This is a genomic window from Alicyclobacillus fodiniaquatilis (genome assembly GCF_042678105.1).
Lineage (GTDB): Bacteria > Bacillota > Bacilli > Alicyclobacillales > Alicyclobacillaceae > Alicyclobacillus > Alicyclobacillus fodiniaquatilis.
The window spans coordinates 131,992-157,514 of sequence record NZ_JBHUCX010000044.1; the positions used below are offsets into that span (position 1 = coordinate 131,992).

24 protein-coding genes are annotated in these 25,523 nt (G+C 47.6%); 9 read left to right on the forward strand and 15 right to left on the reverse strand.

Translation table 11 applies throughout. The features are described from left to right. Positions 1 to 74: 74 nt before the first annotated feature. Positions 75 to 1,250 carry a solute carrier family 23 protein gene (locus tag ACFSB2_RS16070; protein WP_377944107.1) on the forward strand — a complete coding sequence of 392 codons (1,176 nt, stop codon included), beginning with the start codon at positions 75 to 77 and terminating at the stop codon, positions 1,248 to 1,250. Between the two features lie 78 nt (positions 1,251 to 1,328). Here ACFSB2_RS16070 and ACFSB2_RS16075 read toward each other — a convergent pair whose 3' ends face one another. Next, entirely contained in the window at positions 1,329 to 2,555 is a 1,227-nt protein-coding gene (locus ACFSB2_RS16075) for an aminopeptidase (protein ID WP_377944108.1), read from the reverse strand. A 4-nt stretch (positions 2,556 to 2,559) separates the two neighbouring features. Next, positions 2,560 to 3,768, reverse strand: coding sequence for an aminotransferase-like domain-containing protein (locus ACFSB2_RS16080; protein ID WP_377944109.1), 1,209 nt, complete (start codon positions 3,766 to 3,768; stop codon positions 2,560 to 2,562). Positions 3,769 to 4,027: 259 nt separating this feature from the next. Here ACFSB2_RS16080 and ACFSB2_RS16085 point away from each other — a divergent pair, with 259 nt between their 5' ends. The 4 genes from ACFSB2_RS16085 (at position 4,028) to ACFSB2_RS16100 (ending at position 7,314) form a co-directional block, all read left to right on the forward strand. Further along, positions 4,028 to 4,822, forward strand: coding sequence for a transporter substrate-binding domain-containing protein (locus tag ACFSB2_RS16085; protein ID WP_377944110.1), 795 nt, complete (start codon positions 4,028 to 4,030; stop codon positions 4,820 to 4,822). A gap of 21 nt (positions 4,823 to 4,843) precedes the next feature. After that, positions 4,844 to 5,503 (forward strand): amino acid ABC transporter permease, encoded by a 660-nt coding sequence (locus tag ACFSB2_RS16090; protein ID WP_377944111.1) that lies wholly within the window; start codon positions 4,844 to 4,846, stop codon positions 5,501 to 5,503. Continuing rightward, on the forward strand, positions 5,496 to 6,218 hold the full coding sequence (locus ACFSB2_RS16095; RefSeq protein ID WP_377944112.1) for an amino acid ABC transporter ATP-binding protein: 723 nt from the start codon (positions 5,496 to 5,498) through the stop codon (positions 6,216 to 6,218). The genes ACFSB2_RS16090 and ACFSB2_RS16095 overlap by 8 nt, the downstream gene beginning before the upstream one ends. 295 nt (positions 6,219 to 6,513) lie before the next feature. Next, entirely contained in the window at positions 6,514 to 7,314 is an 801-nt protein-coding gene (locus tag ACFSB2_RS16100) for an APH(3') family aminoglycoside O-phosphotransferase (RefSeq protein WP_377944173.1), read from the forward strand. A gap of 104 nt (positions 7,315 to 7,418) precedes the next feature. Here ACFSB2_RS16100 and ACFSB2_RS16105 read toward each other — a convergent pair whose 3' ends face one another. Beyond that, positions 7,419 to 7,544, reverse strand: a complete 126-nt coding sequence (locus ACFSB2_RS16105) for a hypothetical protein (RefSeq protein WP_377944113.1) — start codon at positions 7,542 to 7,544, stop codon at positions 7,419 to 7,421. A gap of 181 nt (positions 7,545 to 7,725) precedes the next feature. Further along, a complete protein-coding gene (locus tag ACFSB2_RS16110) occupies positions 7,726 to 7,992 on the reverse strand; it encodes a hypothetical protein (protein WP_377944114.1) in 267 nt (88 codons plus the stop codon). A gap of 157 nt (positions 7,993 to 8,149) precedes the next feature. On the opposite strand from ACFSB2_RS16110, the gene ACFSB2_RS16115 reads away from it, so the two are divergent. The 3 genes from ACFSB2_RS16115 to abc-f all read left to right on the forward strand — a co-directional run bounded on the left by ACFSB2_RS16115 (position 8,150) and on the right by abc-f (position 11,914). After that, positions 8,150 to 8,629: an NUDIX domain-containing protein gene (locus ACFSB2_RS16115; RefSeq protein ID WP_377944115.1), complete on the forward strand. Its 480-nt coding sequence runs from the start codon at positions 8,150 to 8,152 to the stop codon at positions 8,627 to 8,629. A gap of 225 nt (positions 8,630 to 8,854) precedes the next feature. After that, positions 8,855 to 9,454 (forward strand): hypothetical protein, encoded by a 600-nt coding sequence (locus ACFSB2_RS16120; RefSeq protein WP_377944116.1) that lies wholly within the window; start codon positions 8,855 to 8,857, stop codon positions 9,452 to 9,454. A gap of 591 nt (positions 9,455 to 10,045) precedes the next feature. Then, the gene (abc-f, locus tag ACFSB2_RS16125) at positions 10,046 to 11,914 is read left to right on the forward strand and encodes a ribosomal protection-like ABC-F family protein (RefSeq protein WP_377944174.1); all 1,869 of its coding nucleotides are present in this window, start codon (positions 10,046 to 10,048) and stop codon (positions 11,912 to 11,914) included. Positions 11,915 to 12,058: 144 nt separating this feature from the next. Here the strand turns inward: abc-f and ACFSB2_RS16130 are convergent, their stop codons facing one another. Next, positions 12,059 to 12,895 (reverse strand): phytanoyl-CoA dioxygenase family protein, encoded by an 837-nt coding sequence (locus ACFSB2_RS16130; protein ID WP_377944117.1) that lies wholly within the window; start codon positions 12,893 to 12,895, stop codon positions 12,059 to 12,061. 102 nt (positions 12,896 to 12,997) lie between these two features. Here ACFSB2_RS16130 and ACFSB2_RS16135 point away from each other — a divergent pair, with 102 nt between their 5' ends. Next, positions 12,998 to 13,888 (forward strand): AraC family transcriptional regulator, encoded by an 891-nt coding sequence (locus tag ACFSB2_RS16135; protein WP_377944118.1) that lies wholly within the window; start codon positions 12,998 to 13,000, stop codon positions 13,886 to 13,888. A 28-nt stretch (positions 13,889 to 13,916) separates the two neighbouring features. Here the strand turns inward: ACFSB2_RS16135 and ACFSB2_RS16140 are convergent, their stop codons facing one another. The 10 genes from ACFSB2_RS16140 to ACFSB2_RS16185 all read right to left on the reverse strand — a co-directional run bounded on the left by ACFSB2_RS16140 (position 13,917) and on the right by ACFSB2_RS16185 (position 25,443). Next, a complete protein-coding gene (locus tag ACFSB2_RS16140) occupies positions 13,917 to 15,059 on the reverse strand; it encodes a Ger(x)C family spore germination protein (RefSeq protein WP_377944119.1) in 1,143 nt (380 codons plus the stop codon). After that, positions 15,056 to 16,510 carry a spore germination protein gene (locus ACFSB2_RS16145; protein WP_377944120.1) on the reverse strand — a complete coding sequence of 485 codons (1,455 nt, stop codon included), beginning with the start codon at positions 16,508 to 16,510 and terminating at the stop codon, positions 15,056 to 15,058. Before ACFSB2_RS16145 ends, ACFSB2_RS16140 begins: the two co-directional genes overlap by 4 nt. Next, positions 16,507 to 17,604, reverse strand: coding sequence for an endospore germination permease (locus ACFSB2_RS16150; RefSeq protein ID WP_377944121.1), 1,098 nt, complete (start codon positions 17,602 to 17,604; stop codon positions 16,507 to 16,509). Before ACFSB2_RS16150 ends, ACFSB2_RS16145 begins: the two co-directional genes overlap by 4 nt. Before the next feature lie 260 nt (positions 17,605 to 17,864). Further along, positions 17,865 to 18,716, reverse strand: a complete 852-nt coding sequence (locus ACFSB2_RS16155; RefSeq protein ID WP_377944122.1) for a carbohydrate ABC transporter permease — start codon at positions 18,714 to 18,716, stop codon at positions 17,865 to 17,867. Further along, the gene (locus ACFSB2_RS16160; RefSeq protein ID WP_377944175.1) at positions 18,713 to 19,624 is read right to left on the reverse strand and encodes a carbohydrate ABC transporter permease; all 912 of its coding nucleotides are present in this window, start codon (positions 19,622 to 19,624) and stop codon (positions 18,713 to 18,715) included. Before ACFSB2_RS16160 ends, ACFSB2_RS16155 begins: the two co-directional genes overlap by 4 nt. A 145-nt stretch (positions 19,625 to 19,769) precedes the next feature. Further along, the gene (locus ACFSB2_RS16165; protein ID WP_377944123.1) at positions 19,770 to 21,059 is read right to left on the reverse strand and encodes an ABC transporter substrate-binding protein; all 1,290 of its coding nucleotides are present in this window, start codon (positions 21,057 to 21,059) and stop codon (positions 19,770 to 19,772) included. Between the two features lie 218 nt (positions 21,060 to 21,277). Beyond that, complete coding sequence (locus ACFSB2_RS16170) at positions 21,278 to 22,147, reverse strand: helix-turn-helix domain-containing protein (protein WP_377944124.1); 870 nt, start codon at positions 22,145 to 22,147, stop codon at positions 21,278 to 21,280. A 532-nt stretch (positions 22,148 to 22,679) separates the two neighbouring features. Then, entirely contained in the window at positions 22,680 to 23,633 is a 954-nt protein-coding gene (locus ACFSB2_RS16175; RefSeq protein ID WP_377944125.1) for an alpha/beta fold hydrolase, read from the reverse strand. A gap of 55 nt (positions 23,634 to 23,688) precedes the next feature. Then, positions 23,689 to 24,588: a phosphotransferase family protein gene (locus ACFSB2_RS16180; RefSeq protein WP_377944126.1), complete on the reverse strand. Its 900-nt coding sequence runs from the start codon at positions 24,586 to 24,588 to the stop codon at positions 23,689 to 23,691. Between the two features lie 465 nt (positions 24,589 to 25,053). Beyond that, the gene (locus ACFSB2_RS16185; RefSeq protein WP_377944127.1) at positions 25,054 to 25,443 is read right to left on the reverse strand and encodes a VOC family protein; all 390 of its coding nucleotides are present in this window, start codon (positions 25,441 to 25,443) and stop codon (positions 25,054 to 25,056) included. Positions 25,444 to 25,523: the final 80 nt, after the last annotated feature.

The window sequence follows — 25,523 nt, forward strand, 5'->3', positions numbered from 1 at the left end:
TTTACTCGCCAGTCGGTCACTTCGCGTCTATACTATGGAACGAATCTCAATCATTTTAAGGAGGACGGCACTTCGTGAAGTCGTTTTTAAGGGGTCTTCCCCTATCCATCCAACACGTATTTGCCATGTTTGGGGCGACCATCCTCGTTCCGATTTTAACCGGGCTCAATCCCGGCGCAACACTGGTTGCCAGCGGTGTTGGCACACTTATTTTTCACCTGATCACCCGTGGTAAAGTCCCTACATATCTCGGTTCATCATTCGCATTCATCGCACCACTCACCTTATTTGTCACCAAGGACCACGCACCTGGACAAGCTGTAACCGGACTTATCAGCGTTTCTATTGTCTACGGCATTCTCTCCCTCATCATCACCAGCATTGGCTTCCAAAGAGTACGCAAAGCCATCCCGCCCGTCGTCGTTGGCCCTGTTGTCGCCATCATCGGATTGTCTTTGGCCCAAACCGCAGTCTCGTCGGAAGCCTCGACACATTGGGATGTGGCCATCGTCAGCCTCTTGGCAGCCATTTTATCTGCACTGGCTGGCTTTAAGCAGATGCGCATCATCCCCATTCTCATCGGGATTGTGGTTGGTTATCTCTACGCCCTCATCCGCGGCCTAGTCAGTTTCAGCGGCATGAGCTCCACCGCGTGGATTCAATTGCCCCACTTTCATACGCCCGTCTTCAGTTGGCAGGTCATTCTCGCCATGGCGCCTATCGCATTGGTCACTATGGTAGAAGATTTGGGGCATATGTTTGTCTTGAACGAAATTACCGGAAAGGACGTAACGAAGGACCCTGGCTTTTCAACCATTTTGCTTGGCAATGGATTAGCTACCCTGATTTCGGCCTTGATTGGTGGCCCGGCTGAGACAACCTATGCGGAAAATTTAGGTGTCATCGCCATGACCCGCCAATTCTCCAGCAGAATCATCCAAGGGGCGGCCGTCATTGCCATCATCCTCGGTTTGTTAGGCAAGTTTGGCGGGTTAATTCAGTCCATCCCCACAGCAGTCGTGGGCGGCATCGGCATTCTTTTGTACGGGATGATCGCTGCAATGGGCATTCGCCATATGATTGAGGAAAAAGTCGATCTTACCAATATGAAGAACTTGGTCATCGTTGCCGTCATTTTCATCATCGGTGTTGGATACAGCAATAACGGGATTGCTTACGCGACTTTGGCGGGCTTGTTGATTCACTGGCTCATCCCGAACGTCGCGCTGCGAACTGCGAAAAAATCATGAAATATGTCATAGAAAAAACAAGCGACTACGTGAGCGGATCACGTGGTCGCTTGTTTTTTTATCGAATGAGACGGTTGCCTATGCCCAATTCCCATTGCGAAACAGTGGGATCCACGTACCATCGCTGGTCTGAGCATCAATGTCCATCGCTTCCGAACCAATCATAAAGTCAACATGTGTCAGACTCATATTCACACCGTGTGAGATGAGTTCATCCTCGCTCATTTGCTCACCATCTTGAATACAGATGGGGTACGCTTGGCCAAGCGCCAAGTGATTCGACGCATTTTCGTCAATCAGCGTCTCATCAAATACCAATCCAAGTTGCGAAATTGGCGAATCATGCGGCACCAAAGCCACTTCACCAAGGTAGCGTGCGCCCTCGTCTGTTTCCAGCAACTTCTGAAGTGTCTCCAATCCCTGTTTCGCTTCCACATTGGTGACCCGACCATCGACAAAGGTCATGGAAAAATCATCGATGACTTGACCCGCGTAGCTGAGCGGTTTGGTGCTTTTCACAACCCCATTGACGCCATCTTTACGCGGCAAGGTAAACACTTCTTCGGTCGGGATGTTTGGCATAAAGACGGTGCCGCCTGGCGTCTTGCTTCCGCCGCCGAGCCACAGATGCTTATCTGGCAGTTCCACAGTCAAATCTGTCCCAGGCGCCCGGTAGTGCAGTTGCCTAAATTGCATTTGATTGAGATAAATCAGTTTTTGCGCCAAAGTGTCCGTGTGCTTTTTCCAAGCTGCAATGGGATCCGCCTGATCTACCCGCGTGATATAGAAGATGTGTTCCCACAGTTTTTCCACAGCTGCATTCACATCTAAGCCTGGAAACAGCTTTTGCGCCCAGGCATCGTTGGCATAGGCGACAATGGACCAACTGATGCGCGAGGCGCTCACATACTCGTTGAACGCTTTGAGCCCTGTACGCCGCGCTTTGGCCTCTGTGGCAACGCGCTCGGCATCCACGTCAGCAAGCAGACCAGGATGCGGCGCCAGAATGTTTAAAACAGCAGCGCCACTCCGGGCCATCTCCTCGTATCCATCGGCGATCCACTGCGGAAACGATTGCAGCGTCTCACCCGGCGCATACTGTAGGGTCATCTTTCCTGTCTCAGCGTCACTCCAGTCCACATGCACCCGCTTTGCGCCGATTTGATAAGCGTGTTTGGCAATCAGGCGCACCAGTGGCGCCGCATCAATAGAACTGCGGACGATGAGCAGTTGCCCTCGTTGCAGATTGACGCCTAGCTTCACCGCCAGTTTTGCATATTTATCTAGCTGTTCTGCGAAATTCATGGAATCATACTCCCTTTTTTTCAAGTGTACGCGTCCGCACCAAGTCCGCCAAACGGCGAACCCCTTCCACCATGTCCTGTTCACCGACAGAGCTGAATGACAGTCGGAGAAATGTTCGACCTTGTTCCTTTTTCACAAAGAAATACTGCCCCGGCACATAGGAGACGCCTGCCTGCAGCGCTTCGTTCAACAGCGCCCCCGTATCCACACCTACCAACTGCAACCATATGAAATAGCCGCCGTCTGGCACATGCCAAGTCACAGTTTCCGGCATGTGCTGATCCAAAGCCTGCAACATCACATCTCGGCGGCGTCGATACGCATTTCGCAATGAGGTGAGGTGCTGATTCCAATCCAACCGGGTCAACAGTGTGCTGATAGACGCTTCGACAAAGGCGTGATCGAGATCCTTCTTGAACCAGTTGATGGCCTGAATCAGTTCCGCTGGCGCAACCGTCCAGCCGATGCGCAGTCCTGGCCCCAACACCTTGGACATGGATCCGACATACAGGACCCGCCCATGGCCGTCAAGGGACTTGAGCGTGGCTGGATCGCTTGCGAAAGACAGTTCTCCATACGCATCGTCTTCCAAAATCAAAAAATCAAACGTTTCAGCAAGCTCCAATAAATGCCTACGCCGTTCCAGTGGCAAATTGCTGCCGGTTGGGTTTTGAAAAGATGGAATTGTATACACTAAGCGAGGCAGCGGCAGTCCATTTTCAGCGCGCTGCTGCAGCATCTGCTCCAATTGCACGGTGCACATGCCACGCTCGTCAACAGGGATGGTGATGATATTTCGTGTATAGTTTTGAAAAATTTCTAGCGCTTCCATGTATGTAGGCGCCTCGACGGCGACTGTGGCAGTGGCGTCCAGCAACACACGGGCGATCAAATCGATGGCTTGAATGCCTCCTGCTGTCACCAACAGTTCGGTTTCGGCGACAGGCATGTTACGCGCCATCAACCTGCGACGAATCCAATCGCGCAACATCACTGCGCGATGACTGCCTATATACTGCAGCGGCAAGTCTTTTTCTTCAGCCAAAAGCGCCTCAATTGAAGCGCCGAGCTGTAGGGTTGGCACAAGCTCTGCCGCCGGATAACCAGCGCTTAGGCGAATGCAACCCTGTGGCACGTCAGGTATCCATGCGCCTGGCGGATCGTTCTCCAAGGCTGATTTTATAGATGGTGGGTAGAAAACATCATAATTCAACTGTGCAACCACCTTACAATGTTTTGTCAGCAGGCACTTTGCAAAAGGCTTCGGTCCTTGTAAAGCACCGAAAAAATCATTTTGACTGAATGGAGAGACTTTCGCAAGAAACGGACGAAAGACCCGTAGTTATTTTCAGATAATCAATGCTTATTTTAATTTTACAATTTTAAATCCACCCATTGCCTTTGAATATATATACGTTTATATTGTTTTTTATACAAATTGTTTGGACATTGAGAAGGAGTAGAGCATTCTTATGAATAAATGGGCATCTATTGGTGCATGCGCAGCTTCTGTTGTTGTGTTGACTTCTGTGGCAGGTTGCGGAACACCGACCAATTCAAATAGTAGTGCAACAAGTGGTACAAGCTCGGAGCCTACACTCATCATGGCGACCTCTGCAGATTATAAACCATATGAATACCATGATACCTCTGGTGGTCAAGATCAGATTGTCGGTTTTGACGTGGATGTGGCTAACGCCATTGCAAAACAATTGCATTTCAAAATTAAAATTGAGGACATGAACTTTGATTCACTCATTGGCGCTTTGCAGTCCAAACGGGCCGACTTCGTCATCGCTGGTATGACCGCAACACCTGAGCGCAAGAAGAGCGTCGACTTTTCTAACGTGTACTATCAGGCGACAAACGTCGTGTTGACAAAGAAAGGCGTCAACATCAAAACGATGGATGATTTAAAAGGAGACAAAGTCGCAGCGCAACTCGGCTCCATTCAGGAAACAGCCGCCAAAGCCATTCCGAATGTGCAACTGGATTCCATTGACACCATCCCAGACGTGGTTCAGGAAGTCGCGACCGGACGCGCCACCGCTGCGGTGATTGAAAATACCGTCGCGACAGGCTATGTAAAGAGTGATCCTCAATTGCAGATCAACACCATCAAAGGTATGACTGCAAATGGTTCAGCCATCGCCTTCCCGAAAGGGTCCAAGTGGACTGCGAAATTCAACACAGCCATTGCAACCTTGAAAAAGGACGGCGAGTTACAAAAGTTATCGAACAAATGGTTTGGTGGTCAAAACGCTTAAGACGAAAGGGTCCTTAGTTTTATGAACCTAGATTTCGGAGCCATCGTGCCGGATATACCATTTATCTTGGGCGGTGTGCTCGTCACGCTCGAATTTACTTTGATCTCGACCGTATTCGGCTTTATCTTAGGAACATTGCTATCCATCATCAAAATTTCCAAGTTTGCGCCGCTGCGCTGGTTTGGCGTTGCTTACACGTCCGTATTTCGCGGCACGCCGTTATTGGTGCAGTTGACCTTTATCTACTTCGCTGTGCCGCAGTTGACGGGGTATGACATCCCGGCCTTGCAAGCAGGTGTCATCGCGTTCTCTCTGAACTCTGCCGCATATGTGTCTGAAGTGATTCGGGCGGGTATTCTGGCAGTGCCGAAAGGCCAGCGGGACGCAGCCTTATCGCTTGGGATTCCGAACAGCAAGATCATGAAAGACATCATTTTGCCGCAAGCGGTCAAAAACATTTTACCAGCGCTGGTCAATGAAGGCATCGCATTGCTGAAGGATTCGACGCTGGTTTCGGCCATCGCTGCCAATGACTTATTGCGCCGAGCGGAAATTACGATGTCCAACACATTTCGCTATTTTGAACCATTGATCTTGATTGCCGCCATCTACTACGTGCTGGTGATGGCGCTGACCGTCATTGGTCAACGTCTGGAGAGGAGGCTCCGCCGCAGTGATTAAAGTAGACCATCTCTCCAAATCATTTGGCGCGCTGACCGTGCTCAAGGATATCTCGCTTGAAATTGCCAAGGGCGAAGTCGTCGCTTTGATTGGCCCGTCCGGGTCGGGAAAATCTACGTTGCTTCGCTGTCTCAATCTGCTTGAAGCGCCGACGGCAGGTCATGTGTTCATCAACGACGTAGATATCACAGCCAAAGGCGCTAATGTGACGAAAATCCGGGAAAATGCTGGCATGGTTTTTCAGCATTTCAATCTGTTTCCACACATGACTGTGATGGAAAATATGACATACGCGCCGATACAAGTGAAAAAGCTGGACAAAGAGACGGCAAAGTCCAAGGCGATGGCGCTTTTGAAGCAAGTCGGACTAGAAGAAAAGGCAAACGACTATCCCGCTACCCTGTCAGGCGGTCAAAAACAACGTGTCGCCATTGCGCGGGCGCTGGCCATGGAACCAGAAATCATGTTGTTTGACGAACCGACATCCGCCCTTGACCCGGAAATGGTCAAGGAAGTGCTGCAAGTGATTCAATCACTGGCCGAAACCAAAATCACGATGGTCATTGTCACACATGAAATGGGTTTTGCCCGCACGGTAGCAGACAGAGTCTGCTTTTTGGACGCAGGCACCCTCGTGGAAGTCGCGCCGCCAGAGCAGTTCTTTACACAACCGAAGTCAGAGCGCGCACAGACATTTTTGTCGAAGATGATTTGACGTTGCTCTTTACGAATAAAAACCACCCTTTGGTGAGCAGCATCTCACCGGCAAGGGTGGTTTAGTTTTGCAGAAAATTCATGATTTCATCTCCTTTTGCTCACTTCGCTAAAATAGCCGTTAAACAGGAACCCCCGCCTGGTTTCACGAATGACAAACGAGTAATGAGTAATGAAACCGTAGAGCGGAGAGATCGAGATGATACAATCCTCGTGTGACCTTCGTGGAGTCCATGAACGAACGCTGAAGGTTCATTCATTCTACGTGCCGCATGCACGAAGGAGAGAGAGCCGAAATGAATTCCCATATCGACAATCTGCCGCCAAAGTTACGCAAGATGATTGGCGAATGTGACTGGATTCCAATAGATGCACCCTATTCAGGCGCCAGTACATACTTGCTAAAGCGTCAATCCAACTGGAACAACTATTTGAAGATTCTACCGAGCCCTCACCATGAACCCCTTCACAACGCGAAAGAGCGATTGGAGTGGCTTCAGCAAAAGTTACCTGTACCAAAGGTGCTGTTTTACAGCCACGATGGCGCACGAGAATTTTTACTGACACAAGAAATAGAGGGAATTGACTGTTCTGATCATGCGGTGTGGCAAGAAAATGTGGCAGACCTCATTCAACGCTTTGCCATTGGATTAAAGATGGTTCACGGGGTGAATATAGAAGACTGCCCTTTTGACCACAGATTGACGACTCGTTTACAGATTGCCGAACACAACATGAAATCCAATTTATTGGATAGCGCAGGCATCATGAACCAGTTTCCAGGGAGTTCTGTTGAAGAACTTTACCATCTCTTGATTTCTGAGCAAAGCGCTATGGTTGAGGATTTGGTTTTTACTCACGGAGATTACAGTATGCCCAATGTGATTATCCACACTGGAGAGATCAATGGATTTATTGACCTAGGGAATAGCGGTGTTGCGGATAGATATCAAGATTTAGCTATTGCCGCGAAGAGCATCGTCCGAAACTACGGCGAAAAATGGGTTCCGTTATTTTTTGAAGCTTATGGTATTGGCGAGATCGACCATGACAAGATCAGATATTATCAATTGTTGGAATGGTTTGTATTCCCTTGATCACGATTTTTGTAAATGCAACCGTTTGCGCTCTTTAAATGCTGATGAATTGGGGAAGTAAGCATTGTAGCCCCAATTCATCAGACTGGATCTGATTGCGCTGCTTAGTACGCTCCACCTGCACCAGCGCCATATCCACCGCCGTAGCCCGGTACAAGCAGGAAGAACAGGACGAAAATGATCAGGAACACGACTGCCCAACGGGTATATCCCCCAAAAGCTCCATACATGCCAAACACCCCCATCTCCCATGACATGATGTAGCGTATGAACTGAAAAAAATCTCTGCGGCGGTATTTGTCCGTCTGCTTGCGCACAATTTCTTGAGCTTGTCCGCATTCAGACGCCTCCCAATGAGAGGCAGCCCACATCCCGGCTTTCTTATAGCACCCCAACGGGTGAAAAATAGAATTACTTGGATTTCTTCCAAAGCGTCATTCGATCCCGCCGACTTTGCGGATCCATCCCTTGCTTGACCAACCAACTGGCCGCTTGCGTTTGCTCGTCGGAAGTCAAGGGCACATCCAACTCGGACGCCAAGTCCCGAATCAATTGTGTAGTGCGTTCAAGATTGGCCAAATCCGTTTTGGTGTATGCCAGAAATATTTGGTTTGCCTTGCGCCAATGCAGTGGATTCGCCATCTTTCGCCGGAATATTTTGAGCGCTTTTGACTCCATGATTGTCTCCCTTCATGTTCCACAAAAATGAATTCATTGCGTCCATTGGACATCTGTGCAATCATGTTATGCGTATCATCTGCCCTGGTTGTCGGCGAATGACAGATGTCACAAAGGGAAGTTTGGAGGAAAAGCCGTACCAAACAAACTGCGATTGATGACCACAGTATTCTTGACCAATGAAGAGGACGTACTCTTACTGCAGAGATCGAACAAAAAGTTGCTTGCACCTGGTATGTGGTCTGGCGTCGGTGGACATGTGGAGTCATACGAACATGATGACATTCATTCATCAGGTCTTCGCGAAATATACGAGGAGACGGGTTTGACGGAAAGTGAAATCGATGACTTGAAGCTTCGGTACATCGTCCTCCGCCAAAAGGAGAGTGAACTCCGGCAACAATTCGTCTATTTTGGCACTGTAACCACACGAGCACTCGGAAACACGGACGAAGGAACACTGCATTGGATCCACTGGAACGATGCGCTCAACCGCGAGATGACGGAAACCACGCGGTATATCCTCAAGCACTACATCGAACACCACACCCCCAACGGTGTATGGGTCGGAACCATGGGCGCAAATGACGGCCACACCGCCAGCATCAGTTGGTCGCCACTCAGCGACTGGGCGTGACAGGGGATGGCGCATATACAGCGCTTAGACATGGTGTTAAAAAGCACTTCCCCAAGAGAATCTGATATCTGAAGTCATAATGTTGTTATATGGAAATTAAACAAACGTACTGCTCTGTGTTCGATGTCCCTTGTCATCGTGTTGAATTCGTGCGATGATTATCATAAGTCACAATAGGTCATTTTGACTCTTTGTGGTTAGAGTGAGGATGCTTGGGAGAGCATAATGCCGAAATATGTAAAAGTACCGTCACATGTACTGTCAAGGATTCGGAAACAACACAGGGCTCAACTCGTTTCAAATGCAGAACATGTCACGGACTTAATTCTCGACTTAGCTAAAGAGCAATTACAGCAAGGGCTAGAAGCAAGTAACGGGCATGAGACAAAGGCGACAGGAATTATTGCGTTTGAGGCTGTTCTTATTGCCCTCATCCTAGACAAAGCATTCGGATGGTGGGTACTGATTCCTGCGTCTTTTATGGCTGTGACAATGTTATTTAGTATTTGCGCTTTGTGGGGAAAAGGGTACGACTCCGGGCCGAATATTGAGAAATTTTATGAAACACACTGGGCAGATTCAAATTTGGACGCTAATTTGTGGATGGCCAGAGGTTTGCAGGAAGCGGTATTGTCTAATGCTGCCCGAGTGCAACGTAAGGGTTTTTTCGTGAACATAGCCCTTATCGGAATGATTTTGACAGCTTTATCGTCGGGTGCCATATATTTTACTGTGGGGAGTGGTGATGGACATGGAACGAAATCGGTTAGCTCCAAGCAATCCACCAGCATCAAAACAGCAACCACAGGGAACGGGACAAAATAGTGTACCTCTCGGGAAGTTCCCAGATGGACATGTGCCGCAAGTGATTTTGAAAAAAGGTTTAGGGCCTGTAAAAACAAAATAAAATTAACACAGAGAATCTGGAGTTGCGAGTTCCCTGTTTCGTTCCCTCTTCAAGCTTCTCAGGCGTTAACCGAAGAAAAATTATAGGATTTGCTTCAATCTTTTACGGAGTAGTCTAATGGCTAATGATCAATGCTTGAAAATTTATAGGCCATCTCCCCCCTTCTATTTCCATTATGATATAATGCTTCTAGAGTGTTCGTATATTTTTGATATCGAAGAACGGAGGCATCGAGTACACATCATGGTGGATCGAATTCGCTTTTTAGGTTGATGGAGAAACTGAATATCTCTCGCCTGAGCGAAGCGAATATCATGATGCGCTGTACTTCGTATGTCTTTCTTTATATGTCTTTGAGTGAAATCAGCGGATAACTCCCCCGCCAAACTGCCAAAATACACTGCGATACCTCGGAGGCTACCACTTGCAGCGCATCGTTCACCTATCCACCGGAAGCCCAACCGTGGCTTTCTTCGTTCAGGCGATTGTACTAAAGGAGTGCAATCGTGATGACCATGGTCCTCAAACTTGAGCATGTAAGCAAGGAATGGCAAGAGAAACCTATCTTTACCGCTGTTGATTTGGATATCTCTGTCGGTGAGCGCATTGCTTTAATCGGAAAAAATGGAGTTGGGAAAACATCGCTATTGTCTGGTATCATGGGACATACGATGTTCAATTCAGGCATCGTCAAAAGAGGTGTTCCCAGCCAAGATTATGGATGGCTCCAACAAAAACTGTCCGTCGATCCGCAAGTCAAGTTGTTCGACTTCGTCTTCTCAAAAATTCAGGAATCCCTCCCCACATCCGATTTCAACCAGAGCGGACACATTAGCGAGACTCATGCCTCACTTCGGGCCAACATACAAAAGCAACTTCGTCGCTTGGGATTGACCAAGGATGTCTGGGACGTTCCATATGTAAACCTCAGTGGCGGCGAAAAGACAAAAACCCAGCTTGTTCTCCTCACCTTACAGCAACCAAAGTTCCTCATTTTAGATGAACCGACCAATCACTTGGACGTCAAAAGTCTCGAATGGCTTGAACATTGGCTTTGCCGCTACCCAGGTACCGTGTTGTTTGTTTCACACGACCGCCAATTCATCGATCACGTTGCCACAGCCACCGTGGAACTCACCCCCACTGGGGCAAAACGATACAACGGTGGATACACGACATTCTGTGAACAGCGAGCACTGGAACTAGAGACACAAAGAGCGCTTTTTGACAAACAGCAACAGGAACGTCGTCAGTTGATGGAAAGTATCCAGACCTATCGCAACTGGTGGGCGGAAAAAGCCAAAACAAGGGAAACCAGAGATCAATTTGACTTTAATCGCAAATCCACGCAAAACAAACACAGGAATCATTTGCGCGCGAAAGAGCACGCTTTGGAACGGCTCGAACAACGCATGGTGGAACAGCCAACAGAAGAGGCAACGTTTCGAGTGGATTTAGGGCATCCACACTTGCAGATGCAAACACTCATTCGTCTAGAGCAGATGACGTTCGGTTACGATGCCCGAATGCTGATGACAGATGTGAATTTGGATGTGCGCCGAGGTGAACGGATTGCCGTTATCGGCCAAAATGGAATTGGCAAAACGACGTTCTTGAAGTTGTTGACCGGCGACCTGAGTCCCACATCAGGGGAAATCAAGCGCCATCCTGCGCTCTTCATCGGTTATTTAGATCAAGAACTTCTCGATGTTCGTCCCACAGAGACGCTCCTCGGCACAATTAGCAACATGCCCGGAATGACCATACAGCGTGCGTGTAGCGCGCTCGCAGGGTACTTATTCGAATCGGAAGACTGGGGCAAATGTGTAGCAGACTTGAGTATGGGTGAACGATGCCGTTTGTCACTGTTGCGGATGGCTTTATCAGAAGTGAACGTATTAATCCTTGATGAACCTACCAACTACTTGGACATCCAAAGCCGTGAAACAGTTGAAGCTTGCTTGACGAACTATCCGGGCTCTCTTGTGATGGTTTCACACGACAGATATCTGATCAAGAAAATCGCCAATCGCGTTGTAAGCATCGAAAATGGCCGAGTCGAACATTTTCCCGGAACATACGATGAGTGGTTACAGCGGCGTGATCGCAAAAAAACTGGCTTGGACATTGAGACGGAGAATCGCATCCAACAACTAGAGTTGCGATTGACGCAGTATATGACACAATCGTCTGGCAGAAGAAGCAGTAGGGTAGACAATGCGGCTCGATCCGACGATGGCATGGAGATTCTGCAACGCATTCAAGAAATTCAGGATGAATTGAAGCAATTGCGCAAAAAGACTCAAAAAACACCTCGGAGGGAAATTGAGAAGGCAAAACGAGAGTACCGCGATTGGATTACTAGGCACGGTCGATAAAGGAGAGGGGGTGGCTCCCCCCTCTCCTTAGAAGTCAAAATGACCCCTAGGTTTATCCTCGCTGAACTTGTCTTGTGAAGGGAAAGATAGTGGAGAAAGGCCACGGGATTTCGTGGCCTTTTGAATTGGTGCGATTCATCCATATTACCTCTTGTACAAAACAGGGAAGTAATCATTGGCAAATAATTGACCATCATAAGGCCTTGGACCAAGGTGAGTGACGTTCGGATGCCACTGAACCCCCGTCCGGAATGCTGTGCCTTTGGACATCAGGTGTGCTACAACAGAGAGCCGTGGATCATTTGTCTGATTTGGTCCGGATCCGTGAAAGGTCAGCGCGTGGTGGAAGCTCGCTTGACCAGCTTTGAGTATGCACGGTTCCTCAATCCACTCTTTTCCTTCGGTGGCATACCTGTTTTTTAGAGATGCCAAATTGGTATCAAAGAATGTATTGCTTTCCGGAATCAGCCCCCATTTGTGTGATCCGGCGATGGACATCATCCCACCGTTATTCAGATCCGTATCTTGCAGCGCAAGCCACACGGTGACCATGTTGGTGGTGCTAGAGCACTGCCAGTAACCGAAATCCTGATGCCAGCCGACGTTCCCAATGTCCGAAACTTGGTCAGCTAAACCAGGCTTGTAGAGCACTTGGTCGTGCCAAAGCCTCACTTCATCCGTTTCCATCAAATCAGCTGCGAGTTGGCCGATCAGCGGATCTGTCACAATGTCACGAATCTCATCGTTGATCCACCAGCCGTTGTCGAGCTTACGAAGTTTCAACGGATCGTCAGGCAAATTTACCAATCCGTTGCGCGTGTATCCATCTCCGTCGATCTCGCCGCGCCAAATTCGTTCATGTGCTTGCCGCAATTTTTCAATCCGTTCGTCACTGATGAGTTTCGGGCTGATCCAGTATCCCTTTTCGCGATAGATTTCGAGATCTTTCTCCGTGATCGAAATTGTCGAAGATGTTTCCAAATCTGATTCCTCCTTACGGGGAGCTTAGTGGCTGTTCTTCTTACATCATGAACGAGTGAATCTCCTTTGACGTTCACCATCGTGCCGAGTAGAATTTGAAACATGAGAGACGAAACTACAAGTGGTATAAAACCAAATGATTTGCATCGTTGGGTCAGGCGTAGCGGGCCTCCTTTTCCGAAAGAAATCCTGGAGTTTGGCTACGATAATCCTCGTCATGCATTGACATTATCTGAACATGTTCACGAAAACGCTTTCGAATTCGTCGTCATTGAAAAAGGACTTGCAGCATGGGAGCTTGACGAGGGTCGCTTTCAAACGCGTGCCGGAGATGTGTTCCACACCCGTCCTGGAGAGGTGCATCGTGGTGGTTATGAGGTCATTGAGCCATGTCGATTTTGGTGGATTCAACTGGAAATCCCCGCGCCGAGCGAGTTGCACGCGCTACCCGAAAACTGGCTGTCGATGCCTCCGGTGGAAGCCACGCCACTCGTGTTCGGCATATGGAATTTGCCGCGTGTTCACCACTGTGGGCCTTTGATCACGACGTCACTCAAGGGATTACGAGAAACCGTAGAACGTCATGATCCACTTTCCCATCTCAAGAGCCGGGTTGCAGTCATTGATTTTCTTGTGCGCTTGTTGCAGCCCGAACGACACAGCTCAATACCCAGTGATGTGTTAGCGGGTTTGGAGGAAATCACGAATCGAATGAATGCATCACCTGATTGGCACCCGCGAATTCCGGAGCTGGCAAACAGGTTGGGCGTGAGCGTATCACATTTTCATCGCATCTTTCGGGATTACACAGGCCTAAGCCCAATGAATTACGTGGAGCGTCTTCGCATGCAAGAAGCTTGTTATCTATTGGAAACGACAGACGACTCGATAACAAAAATATCCTTCGATCTCGGCTACGCGACAAGCCAACATTTTGCAACGGTTTTTCGACGAATTACAGGGAAATCTCCAAGCCAATGGAGACGAAAATAACATATATTCACAAAAGTCGGGGCGCACGCTATTTAACATCCATTCTCCACCTGCCTGCATGATTGACTTTCATATCTACTGTGACTTGGCCCAACATGTTTTTCTCTATGGATAAATGTTTTCTCTCAAATGTTGCTTTCCAAAGCCGATTTTGCTTTCGATATAGCGTATTTTCTAAATGAAGTACATCCGTACCTTTGTTTATACCACTTAAAAAGGTCCGCATGATTTCCTGCTGAATTTCTTTGTCGATCATTTTGTCCATGTTCCCTTTTATTCGGTCCTGGGCCAAAATCGTGGCCTTGCCCTTCACGCGAACGTTAAATACAAGACGTCCCTGCTTCATTTGCGCCTTAATGATTGGTTTCACATTCGATACAGCGACCTCCAAAGACGGCGCATTGGGGCGTTCCTGCACTGTAATGACTGTCCGTTTCACATTGTAAGTAACCCATCGGTATCCCGCGAGTGCTTTGGTGGACATCCAATGTTGATACTTCCGATGTTGAAATAGGAACGCTCCGTTGATATAGGGCTGTGGATGAGACTCGTCCCCCTCAGACCATGCGTTCGTCATACTCAAACTTGGCAGAACAACTGCGCTCGCAGTACCTTGATATTGCCGATTAAAATCAAGTACCTGCAATGGTGGAATGAAGATGTACTGCTTCACAATCGCTCTGGGTGTGTGTTCGATGAGCGTCAATGGCGCCAAGTTAAACAGCGGGGTCGCACTCAAAATCTGCTGTATATTATCTTTGGTTCCAAACATCCATCCTGTCAATCTGAAATCAGGGTACCTGCGCAGCCAATCCATGATATGGCTCATCCCATGCTCGATTGCGCTATCGGTTAAAATCACTGAACTCACATGACTCAACACATACGGCTGCGGAGAAGCTTCAAGGATATTCCTTAAAGCATCTGGCCAGGTTTGTCCAGTCCCGGTTGCTATCCATAACGGTATTTTTTCATTTGACTTTCCTTGCTCCGTTTTTGCGACCTGTGAAAAATCCATAAATTGCAGATATGCAGTGTATTGATTGTCTTTATAATCCGCCCCCATTGCAACTACGTAATATGTGTCCTGCATGACTTTTTGATCCCAGCACCCCGTTGTGAGAAATGAGCAACATAGTATCAACAAACAGAACATGATTCTTGATATCATTTATTTCTCCCTCTGCGGCCCCGACGCTTTGACTTGGTGATCAGACTAGGTTTGTCATCATCAAAAGTAGACGACTTTGAAAGTATCGCTGAAATCAGTTCACGCACATTCAACGGAGCAAGGGGGGTGAGATACGGAACACCAAATGACTCAAGACTTGTGAGATAAATACATAATCCAAACGCAGAGAGAAAGAATCCAAAGAGTCCAAAAGTCGAAGCAAGGATCATGACCAAAAATTTTACGATGGTTACAGCGTTTGTCAATGACGGATTGATAAGCGTGAAGCTTGCGACCGCCGAGACGGCAGTGACCACCAACATACTCGGGGATGTCAGCCCCGCGCGAATCGCAGCATCACCGACCATCAAGCCGCCTACGACTGCGACCGTTTGCCCCACCGCCTTAGGCAATCGCAGACCAGCTTCTCGAAACAATTCAAACATAAACTGCATGAGAAATGTCTCAAACGTGTTTGAGTACGGAATACCATACCTCCCCATCGCCACCGTTGCTAAAAACAACATCGGCAACTGTTCGGGATGATAGGAGGTGATTGCAATCCAAAAGCCAGGAAGGAATAAGGCAATTAAAATACCTGCAATTCGAATTGCTCGTTGACATGTCACAATGAAAAATGGAAAATAAGCGTCTTCTGCTGACTTGATTAATTCAGTGAGACTGATTGGCGCAATAATGGCCAATGGCATTCCTTCCATCAGGATCACAAAGCGACTATTCAATAGACAACCCACGGCCAATTCAGGTCGTTGTGTAGAATCGACAAGCGGGAAGAGGCTGAATTTACGATCCGACATCACCTCTTCAATCATGGAGAGGGTGGGCACCTCTGCGTCGATCTTTTGCAATCTCTTGCGAGCTTCTTCAATGATCTCGGGTTGCGCAAGATCATTCAAAAAAAGCAGACCAATCTTGGTTGGCGAGCGATTCCCTATTTTATACTCCTCATAAGATAAGCTGTTTGTACGCAATCGTTTGCGAATCAGACCGACATTTGTGCGTAAATCCTCTGTAAAAGCATCCTTTGCTCCCTTGACTGTGACCTCCATAGAGGACTCTTCCGGTTGACGATTTGGTGGATTCGCAATGTCCAACATGAACAGTTCGTGATCCGAATTGAGACGTAACAGCAGTTTCCCATCAAAGACAGTATCAATCACTTCAGAAGGACTCTGAACCCGCAGCTGAGTCATGTTCAACAGATTCGCGTCTTCAAACTCAGAGGCCATCAAAGGTTTCCTTGTCTTCGCCATGAAAGCCAACGCAGGAAGCACATACTGGTTGATGTCCCTGATATTCACCAACACTTCACAGTAAACCATGGTCACCTTGTGGCTCGCACGAGCTTCCCCGAAAGTATGCGTCTTCACCGTCACATCCGCGCATCCTTTAAATATTTCCTCAAGCATGAGAGATAAACCGTTTATCATGACCGTCCCTCCTGTCTGTTCGGAAGTATGGACAACAGAAATAAGATGACAGTCGCACCGCAAAATATGCACAAAACCAACACAGTGTAATATTTCACAACCAAATTGAAGAAGGTTAAATCACTAATGGGCAACAAGGTAACGATGATCAATAACAGAAACAGAACAGCCAAAAAGACACGGCGCTGTTTTTGCCCTCGAATCAGGAATAAGTCCATTATTAAGAAGCCAAACAGTGAAATTCGAATAAAAGCGCCAGACAGCCACTGAAATATCGAAAGAAAATCCAAATGTTCAATATACTTTCCAATCTGGACGATGCGCCACTGTTCGAAAGCTGGATAGCGCTGGTTTATCGCCTCCTGTAAACCAAATGCTGAGACTGCGCCCATTAGTGGCCCCATGGTAATGACCATCATCACAACATTGAACATGGCTAGATTCAAAAAGTTGATTTTCACCTTTGGCGCGATATATTGTTGAAGCAACACCACCATAAAAAGCTCCATCCATCCCCCTAGCGCATCCCATACGCATTGCCAAACAGGCGCCATCCCATGCTCTAAGAAAGGAAGCAACATCGAATAATGTTTTTTTGGCATGTTTGCCGACATGATAAAAAGTCCACACAACATGACCAAAGGCCCTAATATTCCTGCCGTAAAGGCAATGGTGCGAACGCCCACCGAACATGCCCAGTAACAGATCAAGCCCAAAAGAAGCGCTAAAATGAACGGCGGCGTGTATGGCAAATACGTCGCATGTGACCAAGAGATCGTATCTTTATATGTCACCCAGTTCATGACGAAGATACACAGTGCGAGAGGAACAGTGATTAAATATCTCATTCCAAAGCCAAACCTTCGCGATATCCAGAGGGGAATTGGCTCTTGTTTTACTCGCTTAGATATCCATGAAATCATCCAAAGCCAGAGGAACATGATTGCCGTGGCAATTAAGAGCCCCACCCAAGCATCTCGTCCAGCTTTTATGACCAGCGCCGGTATCAAGAGAACGTGTGTATAGAGAACGATACTGAGTAACAGCATGAAGAATACATTCCACATACCTATTTTTCGAGCCGTCTCAATCAAACTTCCGCCCTCCCAACCCAACTTTGTAGAATTATCCCACCCATCTAGATAAATATTCCTTTGTTATGAAAGCTTATGTAGGCCCAAAATTGGGGATTGCAACAGGCAAAAAAATCAACAGCAAAACACCAACGTCATCTACATGACAAACAGCGTTGATATCGCCGATTGTCCAAAGACCAGTTCAGCCCCCAGTGGCCTGCAACTGGGGGCTCATGGCACATCGCCCATTTGTACACATATCTTCGAATGTGCACTTGTCATCCCTTCAATCCAGTTGTCGCAATTCCTTTTGTAAGATGACGCTGGAAAAAGAGGAAAATCACGAATACAGGGATAAGAGACAGCACCGACATCGCAAACATTTGCCCCCATTGGCTTGATCCCTGCTGATCCAAAAAACTTTGCAATCCCAGCGCGATCGTATATTTCACAGGTGAGTTCAAATAGACCAACTGACTGAAGAAGTCATTCCAACTCCAGTAAAAACTGAAAATCGCAATGGTGACCAACGCTGGTTTCGTGAGCGGGAGAATCATTCTCCAATAGATTTGAAACATATTACACCCATCTATTTTCGCCGACTCATCCATCTCCTTGGGAATGCCGCGAATAAATTGGACACTGAGAAAAGTAAAGAACGGCGATGCGCCAATAAAACTAGGTATGGTAAGTGGATAGTACGTGTTCACCCAGCCAAGTTTATGAAAAATGATGTATTGAGGGATGAGTGTCACCTGCCCCGGCAACATCATCGTGATCATGAGCATGGCAAATAACACCCGTTTAAAGCGAAAGCGCAAGCGAGCAAATGCAAAAGAAGTCAAGGAAGAAGTGAACAAACTGCCGATCACGACAACAAACGAGATAAAAAATGAATTGAGAAACATCCGTCCAAAATTCACATTCGGCAATGCGGACCAGCCTTTTGTATATTGTGACACAATCCAATGTGTCGGCAAGAGATTGTTGGAGAATATCTCTCCCTCCGGTTTGAACGAGGCAAACACCATCCAAACAATAGGGTATATCAGCAAAAGACCAAATAGGATCAGAAACAGATGCAACACGGCTCGTCCCCACGTGCCAACTTCTCGTTGTCTGATTATCATGCTTGGTCCCCTCCATCCTCATAGTGAACCCATAGTTTTGACGTCATGAAAATGAGGGCGGTCAGAATCCCCACCATCACCAACAGAATCCATGCCAACGCAGACGCGTAACCCATTTGAAAATCTGTGAATGCTTTTTGATAGAGATACAGTGCGAAAAGAAGCGTAGAATTCAGTGGACCGCCATTTGTAATCACAAAGGCTTGCGTAAACTGCATAAATCCTTCGATCACCGCCATGATCAGATTAAAGAAAATCACCGGCGACAGCATCGGCACTGTGATGGAAAGAAACTGTTGAAACTTTGACGCGCCGTCTATGGACGAAGCGTCGTAGTAGGAATCCGGAATCTGTTGCAATCCGGCTAAGAAAATCACCATCGTTGATCCAAATTGCCATACGGAAAGCAAACTGAGGACAAAAAGCGCATAATGTGGATCTCCCAGCCAATCTGGTCCGTGAATGCCGAGCACGCCTATCGCTTTATTGATTAGGCCAGATTGACCAAATATATTTCGCCACATGATGGAGATGGCAATGCTTCCTCCCATGAGGGAAGGGATATAATAGGCCGCCCGATAGATTCCGATTCCTTTGATTTTTCGTTTTAAGAGAATGGCTACAAATAGCGCAAAAGCCAATCGGAGTGGGACGGATGTGACCACATAAATCGCAGTAACCCGAACGGACGACATGAACATGGGATCCGAGGTCAGTATATTTTTGTAGTTCTCCAATCCTGTCCATTTAGGCGCTTGCAATAAATCAAAATCCGTAAAGGAAAGATACAAAGAGGCAATCATCGGCCCTAATGTGAGTCCGACCAGACCAATGAACCAAGGAAGGAGAAACAACATCGCAGATTTATCATACTTCGAAGCTGTTTGTCTTTTCATTTTGCGTCTCATCTGTAAAACTTCCGTTCTTGTGGCCAATTTGCGACCTCCTTCATCCAAAATGTCCCTAAACGATTGCCCCACTTACCTCACGCGAGTTCAATGCTGTGAAGTAAGTGGAGGCACACTTTTATCTGTCACGCTGTCGTGCATCAATTTACTGGTTTAAAATCCCGTTCACTTGCGTGAAAAATTGATTAGCCGCTTGCTCCGCTGTCATTTTCCCAAATTGGTTTGCTTGCGTGATATTTGAAAATACGGTCGATACTTGAGGCGCAGCAGCTGGCGCCAACGGGGACATCGCTGTTGAGACTTTCAACTCAGCTTGAATGGCGTTCCAAGCCGTATCCTGATCCGCAGGCAACGATTTGTGCACCGCAGCGGCAACTTTGGAAGATACGGGAGCGCCTCGCACCAAACCAAGGATTTTGCCTGCTGTTAAATTATTTGTAAGGAAATTGACGAGTTCTTGCGCCTGCTTTGGATACTTCGTTTTTGCATTGACCGACCAGTACATCGTTGGACGTGGATAGTTTTCTTCTTTGCCGCCAGCGATATCTGGCACCATCATCATGCCCAAAGGGTGCTTTAGATAGGATTCATAGTCATTAAAAGCAGAGTCGCCGGAAAAATCGAAGAAAAAAGGTGTTTTTCCAATCGCGAAGGCACTGTGTCCTTCATCGACATTTGCCTGTGAAGCGGTATAAGTAGCTGGCGGAGCCGCACCAGATTTGCGCAGCGCTGCCCAATAATTCAACCAATCCTCAAGCGTCTGTTTATCAAATCCTAGTTTTCCATCTGTCGTATATTCACTTTCACCTTTTTCACGCAAATAGTACTGAAAGAAGGTCTCATTCCCCACTAGATCCGATGTGCCATAGACACCAGGCAGTTTCTGTGTGACCTGATTTGCAATTTGCGCGTACTGTGTCCAGGTTATTTGCTCATTGGGTTTGATGGTCACCCCAGCTTTTTTGAGCAGGACTGGGTTGTAGTATGCCGCCGCCCCTTCAACACCTGATGGAATTCCATATAATTTCCCATCGATCACACCCGTTTTCAAAACAACTGAATCCACTGACGACGTATCGATGATTTGCTTACTCAAAGGAAGGAGTGAACCTCTCTGCGCATAACTGGCAATGGTAGACACATCTTGTTGCATGACATCAGGACCATCACCGCCGCTGATTTCGGTGGGCAATTTTTGAAAATACCCTGAGAAACCAGCATATGACACATTTACTTGGATATTTGGATGTTCCTTCTCAAAGACTTTTACAGCCTGATTGGTCACTTTCGCTCTCGGCGCGCTCCCCCACCACGCCATGTTTAATACGATCTTTCCATCAGATCCACCAGATCCGCTGTTGCTGGATGAACAGCCCGTCATCAAACTACTGGCTACCAAAACACACCCAACTGCAGTTCCCCAAACTTTATTCATCTACAGCTTCCCCCATCTAAATTGGTTTCACAAAATGACAATTGAAGCAACACCCCAGATTGAAGTGAAGGAATGGCTATTGGCACCACCTCCCATTCAGGCTCACTATTAATCCACGATTAATGATATTTATATAAAAATACCCATAACGAAACACAGGATAACCCGTTGATGTACAAGTATGTACCCTGTGGACATCGACGAAGTGATCCATGATGTTAACGCAAGTCCCCTTGTCGATACGCCCGCGGTGAAACTCCGGTATATTGCCGAAATAGTCGACTAAACTGTGCAACTCCGCCTACACCAATTTCTTCAGCGATGATCCCGATGGGCTTGCTTGTCTCTGTTATCAATTTTTTTGCCTCGTCAATACGCAGCTTGGTAAGGTATTGGTTGATGGTCAAACCGGTTACTTGCTTAAAACAATGGCACAAATAATGTTTATTTAAGTGAACCTCTGCCGCGATATCTTCCAGCGACATGCGCTTGCGAAACTGCTTATTGATGACTCGCAGCGCGCGCTCAACATTTGTTTCACGCTGCCCCTGAAAATGGATGAGATGACTACGCGTAATGGATTCTTCATTTTTGCGCAAAATCCACAAAATCAGTATGGTCAGTAAAGCGTTCGTCATGTCTTGGTGGCCCAATTTCTGTTCACGTTCCTCCTGCGCAATTTGAGAGAATAGATGCTCTATCTCACCACTTTCTTGCTCACTCCAATGCAAGCGTTCCCCGCTGGATGAATTAAACAACTGCTTCATTCTTTCTTGTACAAATGGATGCAGAACACGCCCCATGTACTCTTCACGAAAATTGAGAATACTGCGCAAGTAAGGCCTCCGTTCACTAGGATTGACGTGATGCGATATGTCGCCACGAAACAGCAGCATGTCCCCTGGCAAAAGCGTATAAATCTTATCGCCAATGATGTACGTCGCTTCACCATTTTGAAAATAATAAATTTCATAGCCGTAATGCCGATGTGGACATGTGATGTTGGGGGCTTTCGCGGTCTTGCGATACTGCACATAAACAGTGTTCTGCGTCAGGATGCGGTTCGTAAGGTAATCTGTCTTGTACATTCGCCAACCTCCAAATATCCCTAAAGGCCATCACATCACCCACGATTTCTCTGCCCTTTGCCAAATATTCAACATTCTTTCGTCCCCAGACGAAAACGTTATCATGACTAAAATACTGTTATTTATTTTATTCAATGGCGCTGTAGGTGTATTGATATATATTGTGCGATTCCATAGATTCTTTGATAAAAATTGCTGGGAAATAATGATAAACTATACGTGCTAGGTATAAACAAAAAAAATTGTGCGGAAGACGCAGTCATATGATGGTGTAGTGCGTCGTTCGCAGAAAGACAAAGAATTGCTGTTCTCGGAGGACATTCTTTTTTTGAAGCCAGTTTTTTTGTATGAGCGAATCTACGAACTCCGCTTCTGTGACTTATTCCCGCATATTTAAATTGACATATTTCATAGCAACACAAAAAGCCATCCCAGGCTGACTGCTAAACCGTGCAGGATGACCTTTCGTTCGTCTGCAATTTTCTCCGTATCGCCAACCATGTCGCCTGACTGCACAACCGTTGTTATTCCCTCATGTCACTTGCATTGCGGATACTCGGCCGACAGAAACATGTTTGTACACAAAGCGACGTACAACATCTTCGTACAACTCCGGTTCTTCAATACGAGGAAAATGCCCACTGTGTTCAAACATCGCCACTTCTCCATTCGTCACGTTTTGCAAATACGCGAGCAACTGTTTGTCACACGTCACCAAATCGAATTTTCCCTTTATCAACAGGCTGGGCTGCGTGATGGCTGACAGCAGTGGGATGATGGACTCATAAATCTTCCCGTCCCGCAGTAATCCACTGAAATGCATAGCTGCTCGTCCCCACTGTTCGTCCTGAAAATCAGCTTCTTGGGCTAAACGGGGAAACACACCCTTCTCTGGTCCATGAATGTGCATGGCTTCCCAACGCTCCGACCCCAATCCATCAACCAGCGTCTGAAAAACGTCGAACGTACCACGGCCATCCTGCGTTCCATTCGCGGCAGCAAGCGCCTGAATTGCATGCGCGCGGTCATCCATTTTCAGAAACTCCAATCCCAACGCGCGAAGATGCGATCGCAATGATAAATCAAAATCAAACGACGGGCACTCCAAAATCAAGCAATCGATAGACTTTGGATAAGCTACTGCATACCTGACACCAAGATGACCTCCGAACGAATGGCCAAGAACACTCCATGATTTGATGTCCAAGGCAATGCGCAGCGCTTCACAGTCCTCGACGAGATCGTCCATCCCAAACGGTTCATCAGCCAGAATCGGGTCAGAACGAAGCACGCCACGTTGATCAAACGCGATGACGTGAAAGTGCTTGGCAAGACGTTTCATTTGGAACTGTACGAAATCGTAACAACTTGCGCCAGGGCCACCGTGTAAGTAGACAAGCGCAGGCAAATCTGCTGCACCGTCCATTTCGACATGCAAGCGCTTTCCACGAACTTCGATCAGTTGCGCGGTATTCAGCTGATTCATCAGCTTCCCTCCTCGTTTGTGTTATATTTACACGCCATAAACGCGTCAAGCCACATCAAACATACGCTTCCACAATGTGTGAACAGCGTGTCGTCAACCAATCGAGATCGACCGGATTCTCTCTCACCGCGCTATCGTATATCTCCTGTAGCCCGATGCGAAGTTGGTAGCAGAAAAGACGTTCTTGATACTGTGGCAGAGATGACAGTTCTCTCGCCTGTCGGATCACGAGCTTCATTCTGTCCTCGCCCCAGAAGGCGAGATTGGCCCATTCATACAGCGGGTCCCCAAACAAGGCCAAGTCCCAGTCAATCACCGCCGTAATGTGCTGACCATCGCTGAGCGTGTTGTAAGAGCCGAAATCACCGTGAATCAGCCGCCGTTCCTCGGGACAGGTTTCACTGAACTGGTGCACAAGTTGAAATAGTAGCTTTACTTGCTCCATGTCCACATATTCGCTGGCCTTCTCCCAATCATTTCGCCCATCATCGGTGATGCTAATCAGATAATCGCACCAGCTTGGGTGCGCACCGACGCCATGCGGATCAAAACGGCCAAAACCGGATGTTTTATCTAAGTTGGACATGGCGATTGCCGCTATGGTCCTCGCCGTTGGCTCCGCCATTCGCTGCATCGCTGCCTCATCCAAGTCGTGCAACCTCATGCCACGCGCACGACTGGAAATACAGAAGGCGTGATGTTCATCCAAATGGTCGATCTCGATGATATCCGGGATGGGCACGCGCGCACAGCTGAATTGCGCGCTTGCATACGCATCTTTTTGAAAGCCGACGATGGAGCGATTAACTCGAATGACAAACTCGGCACCATCGTGGCAAAATCCGAACGCCTGGGAAGACAATCCCTCGCTAAGTTGATGAAATGCGGAAATCTCCCCCCAACGGCGCTGGAGCATTTGTTCAATGCGCGCCGGAGGAACTGCAGGTTTCGTCATCATTTGCGCCTCCTTTTTTCAATCGAGCGACGAAAAAGCTTATCTATGAAAATAAGCCATTGCATGCGGATAATCCACCGTGATGGAGAAGTAACGGAATACCGAGCCCCCCAAAGCCCCCTCGACCCGTTTATCCATCCACTGGGACATGTAATTATGGAAATTCTGATCCGGTCGCTGTTGATGGCACTGGGTAAGTATGCATCAGCGCGAAATTCCGGAAAATGGACAGATTCAAGTTCTCCTTCATCTGTTGTCTCTTTAAACACTTCTAAGTTCAATCTTTCTACTGTTGATGGTGCTATGAGCATCGCTCCGCCACCAGTGTCCGTGTAAAAGGTCAGTTTGACGCCATCGATTGTGATCGGACACACAAAAATTCTGTCCCCGACAAAATTTGTCGGAAGGATAAGATTAGACATCATACCCCCCTACCTAATCTGTTTGTGCAAACCGCGTGCCACTTTACTCCGCCTCCGTTATCCGCTCGGCTGGCCGCAGCAAATAGCCATCCGGATGTCGCACCCAAAACTGCTTCATATGCCACGGCCACACTTCCAGCGGACGGACGATTTCTGCCCCCGCCTGTCGCGCTGTTTCGTAGACTTGTTGAACGTTATCCACCAACAGGACAATTTCGACCCCTGCGCCTCGCGTCCCAGGTTCAGGCAAGCGAGATCGCTCGGATTGCCAATAGTCACCTTTGTCAGACCCAAGCAGAATGGTTGTCTCACCTCGCCGCAAACCTGCATAATGTTCATCATGTTCTATCGCTTTAAACCCGAGCACGTTCTCAAACCATACGACGGACTCATCAAGATGGCTTACACAAATCTCAACCCAACTGGTTCTCATGCTGGCATCTCCCTCGCCGGAAAATTGACAAAGACACCGTTCACATCGGGAAAGTCTCCGTCAGTCTCATGTTATGGCAC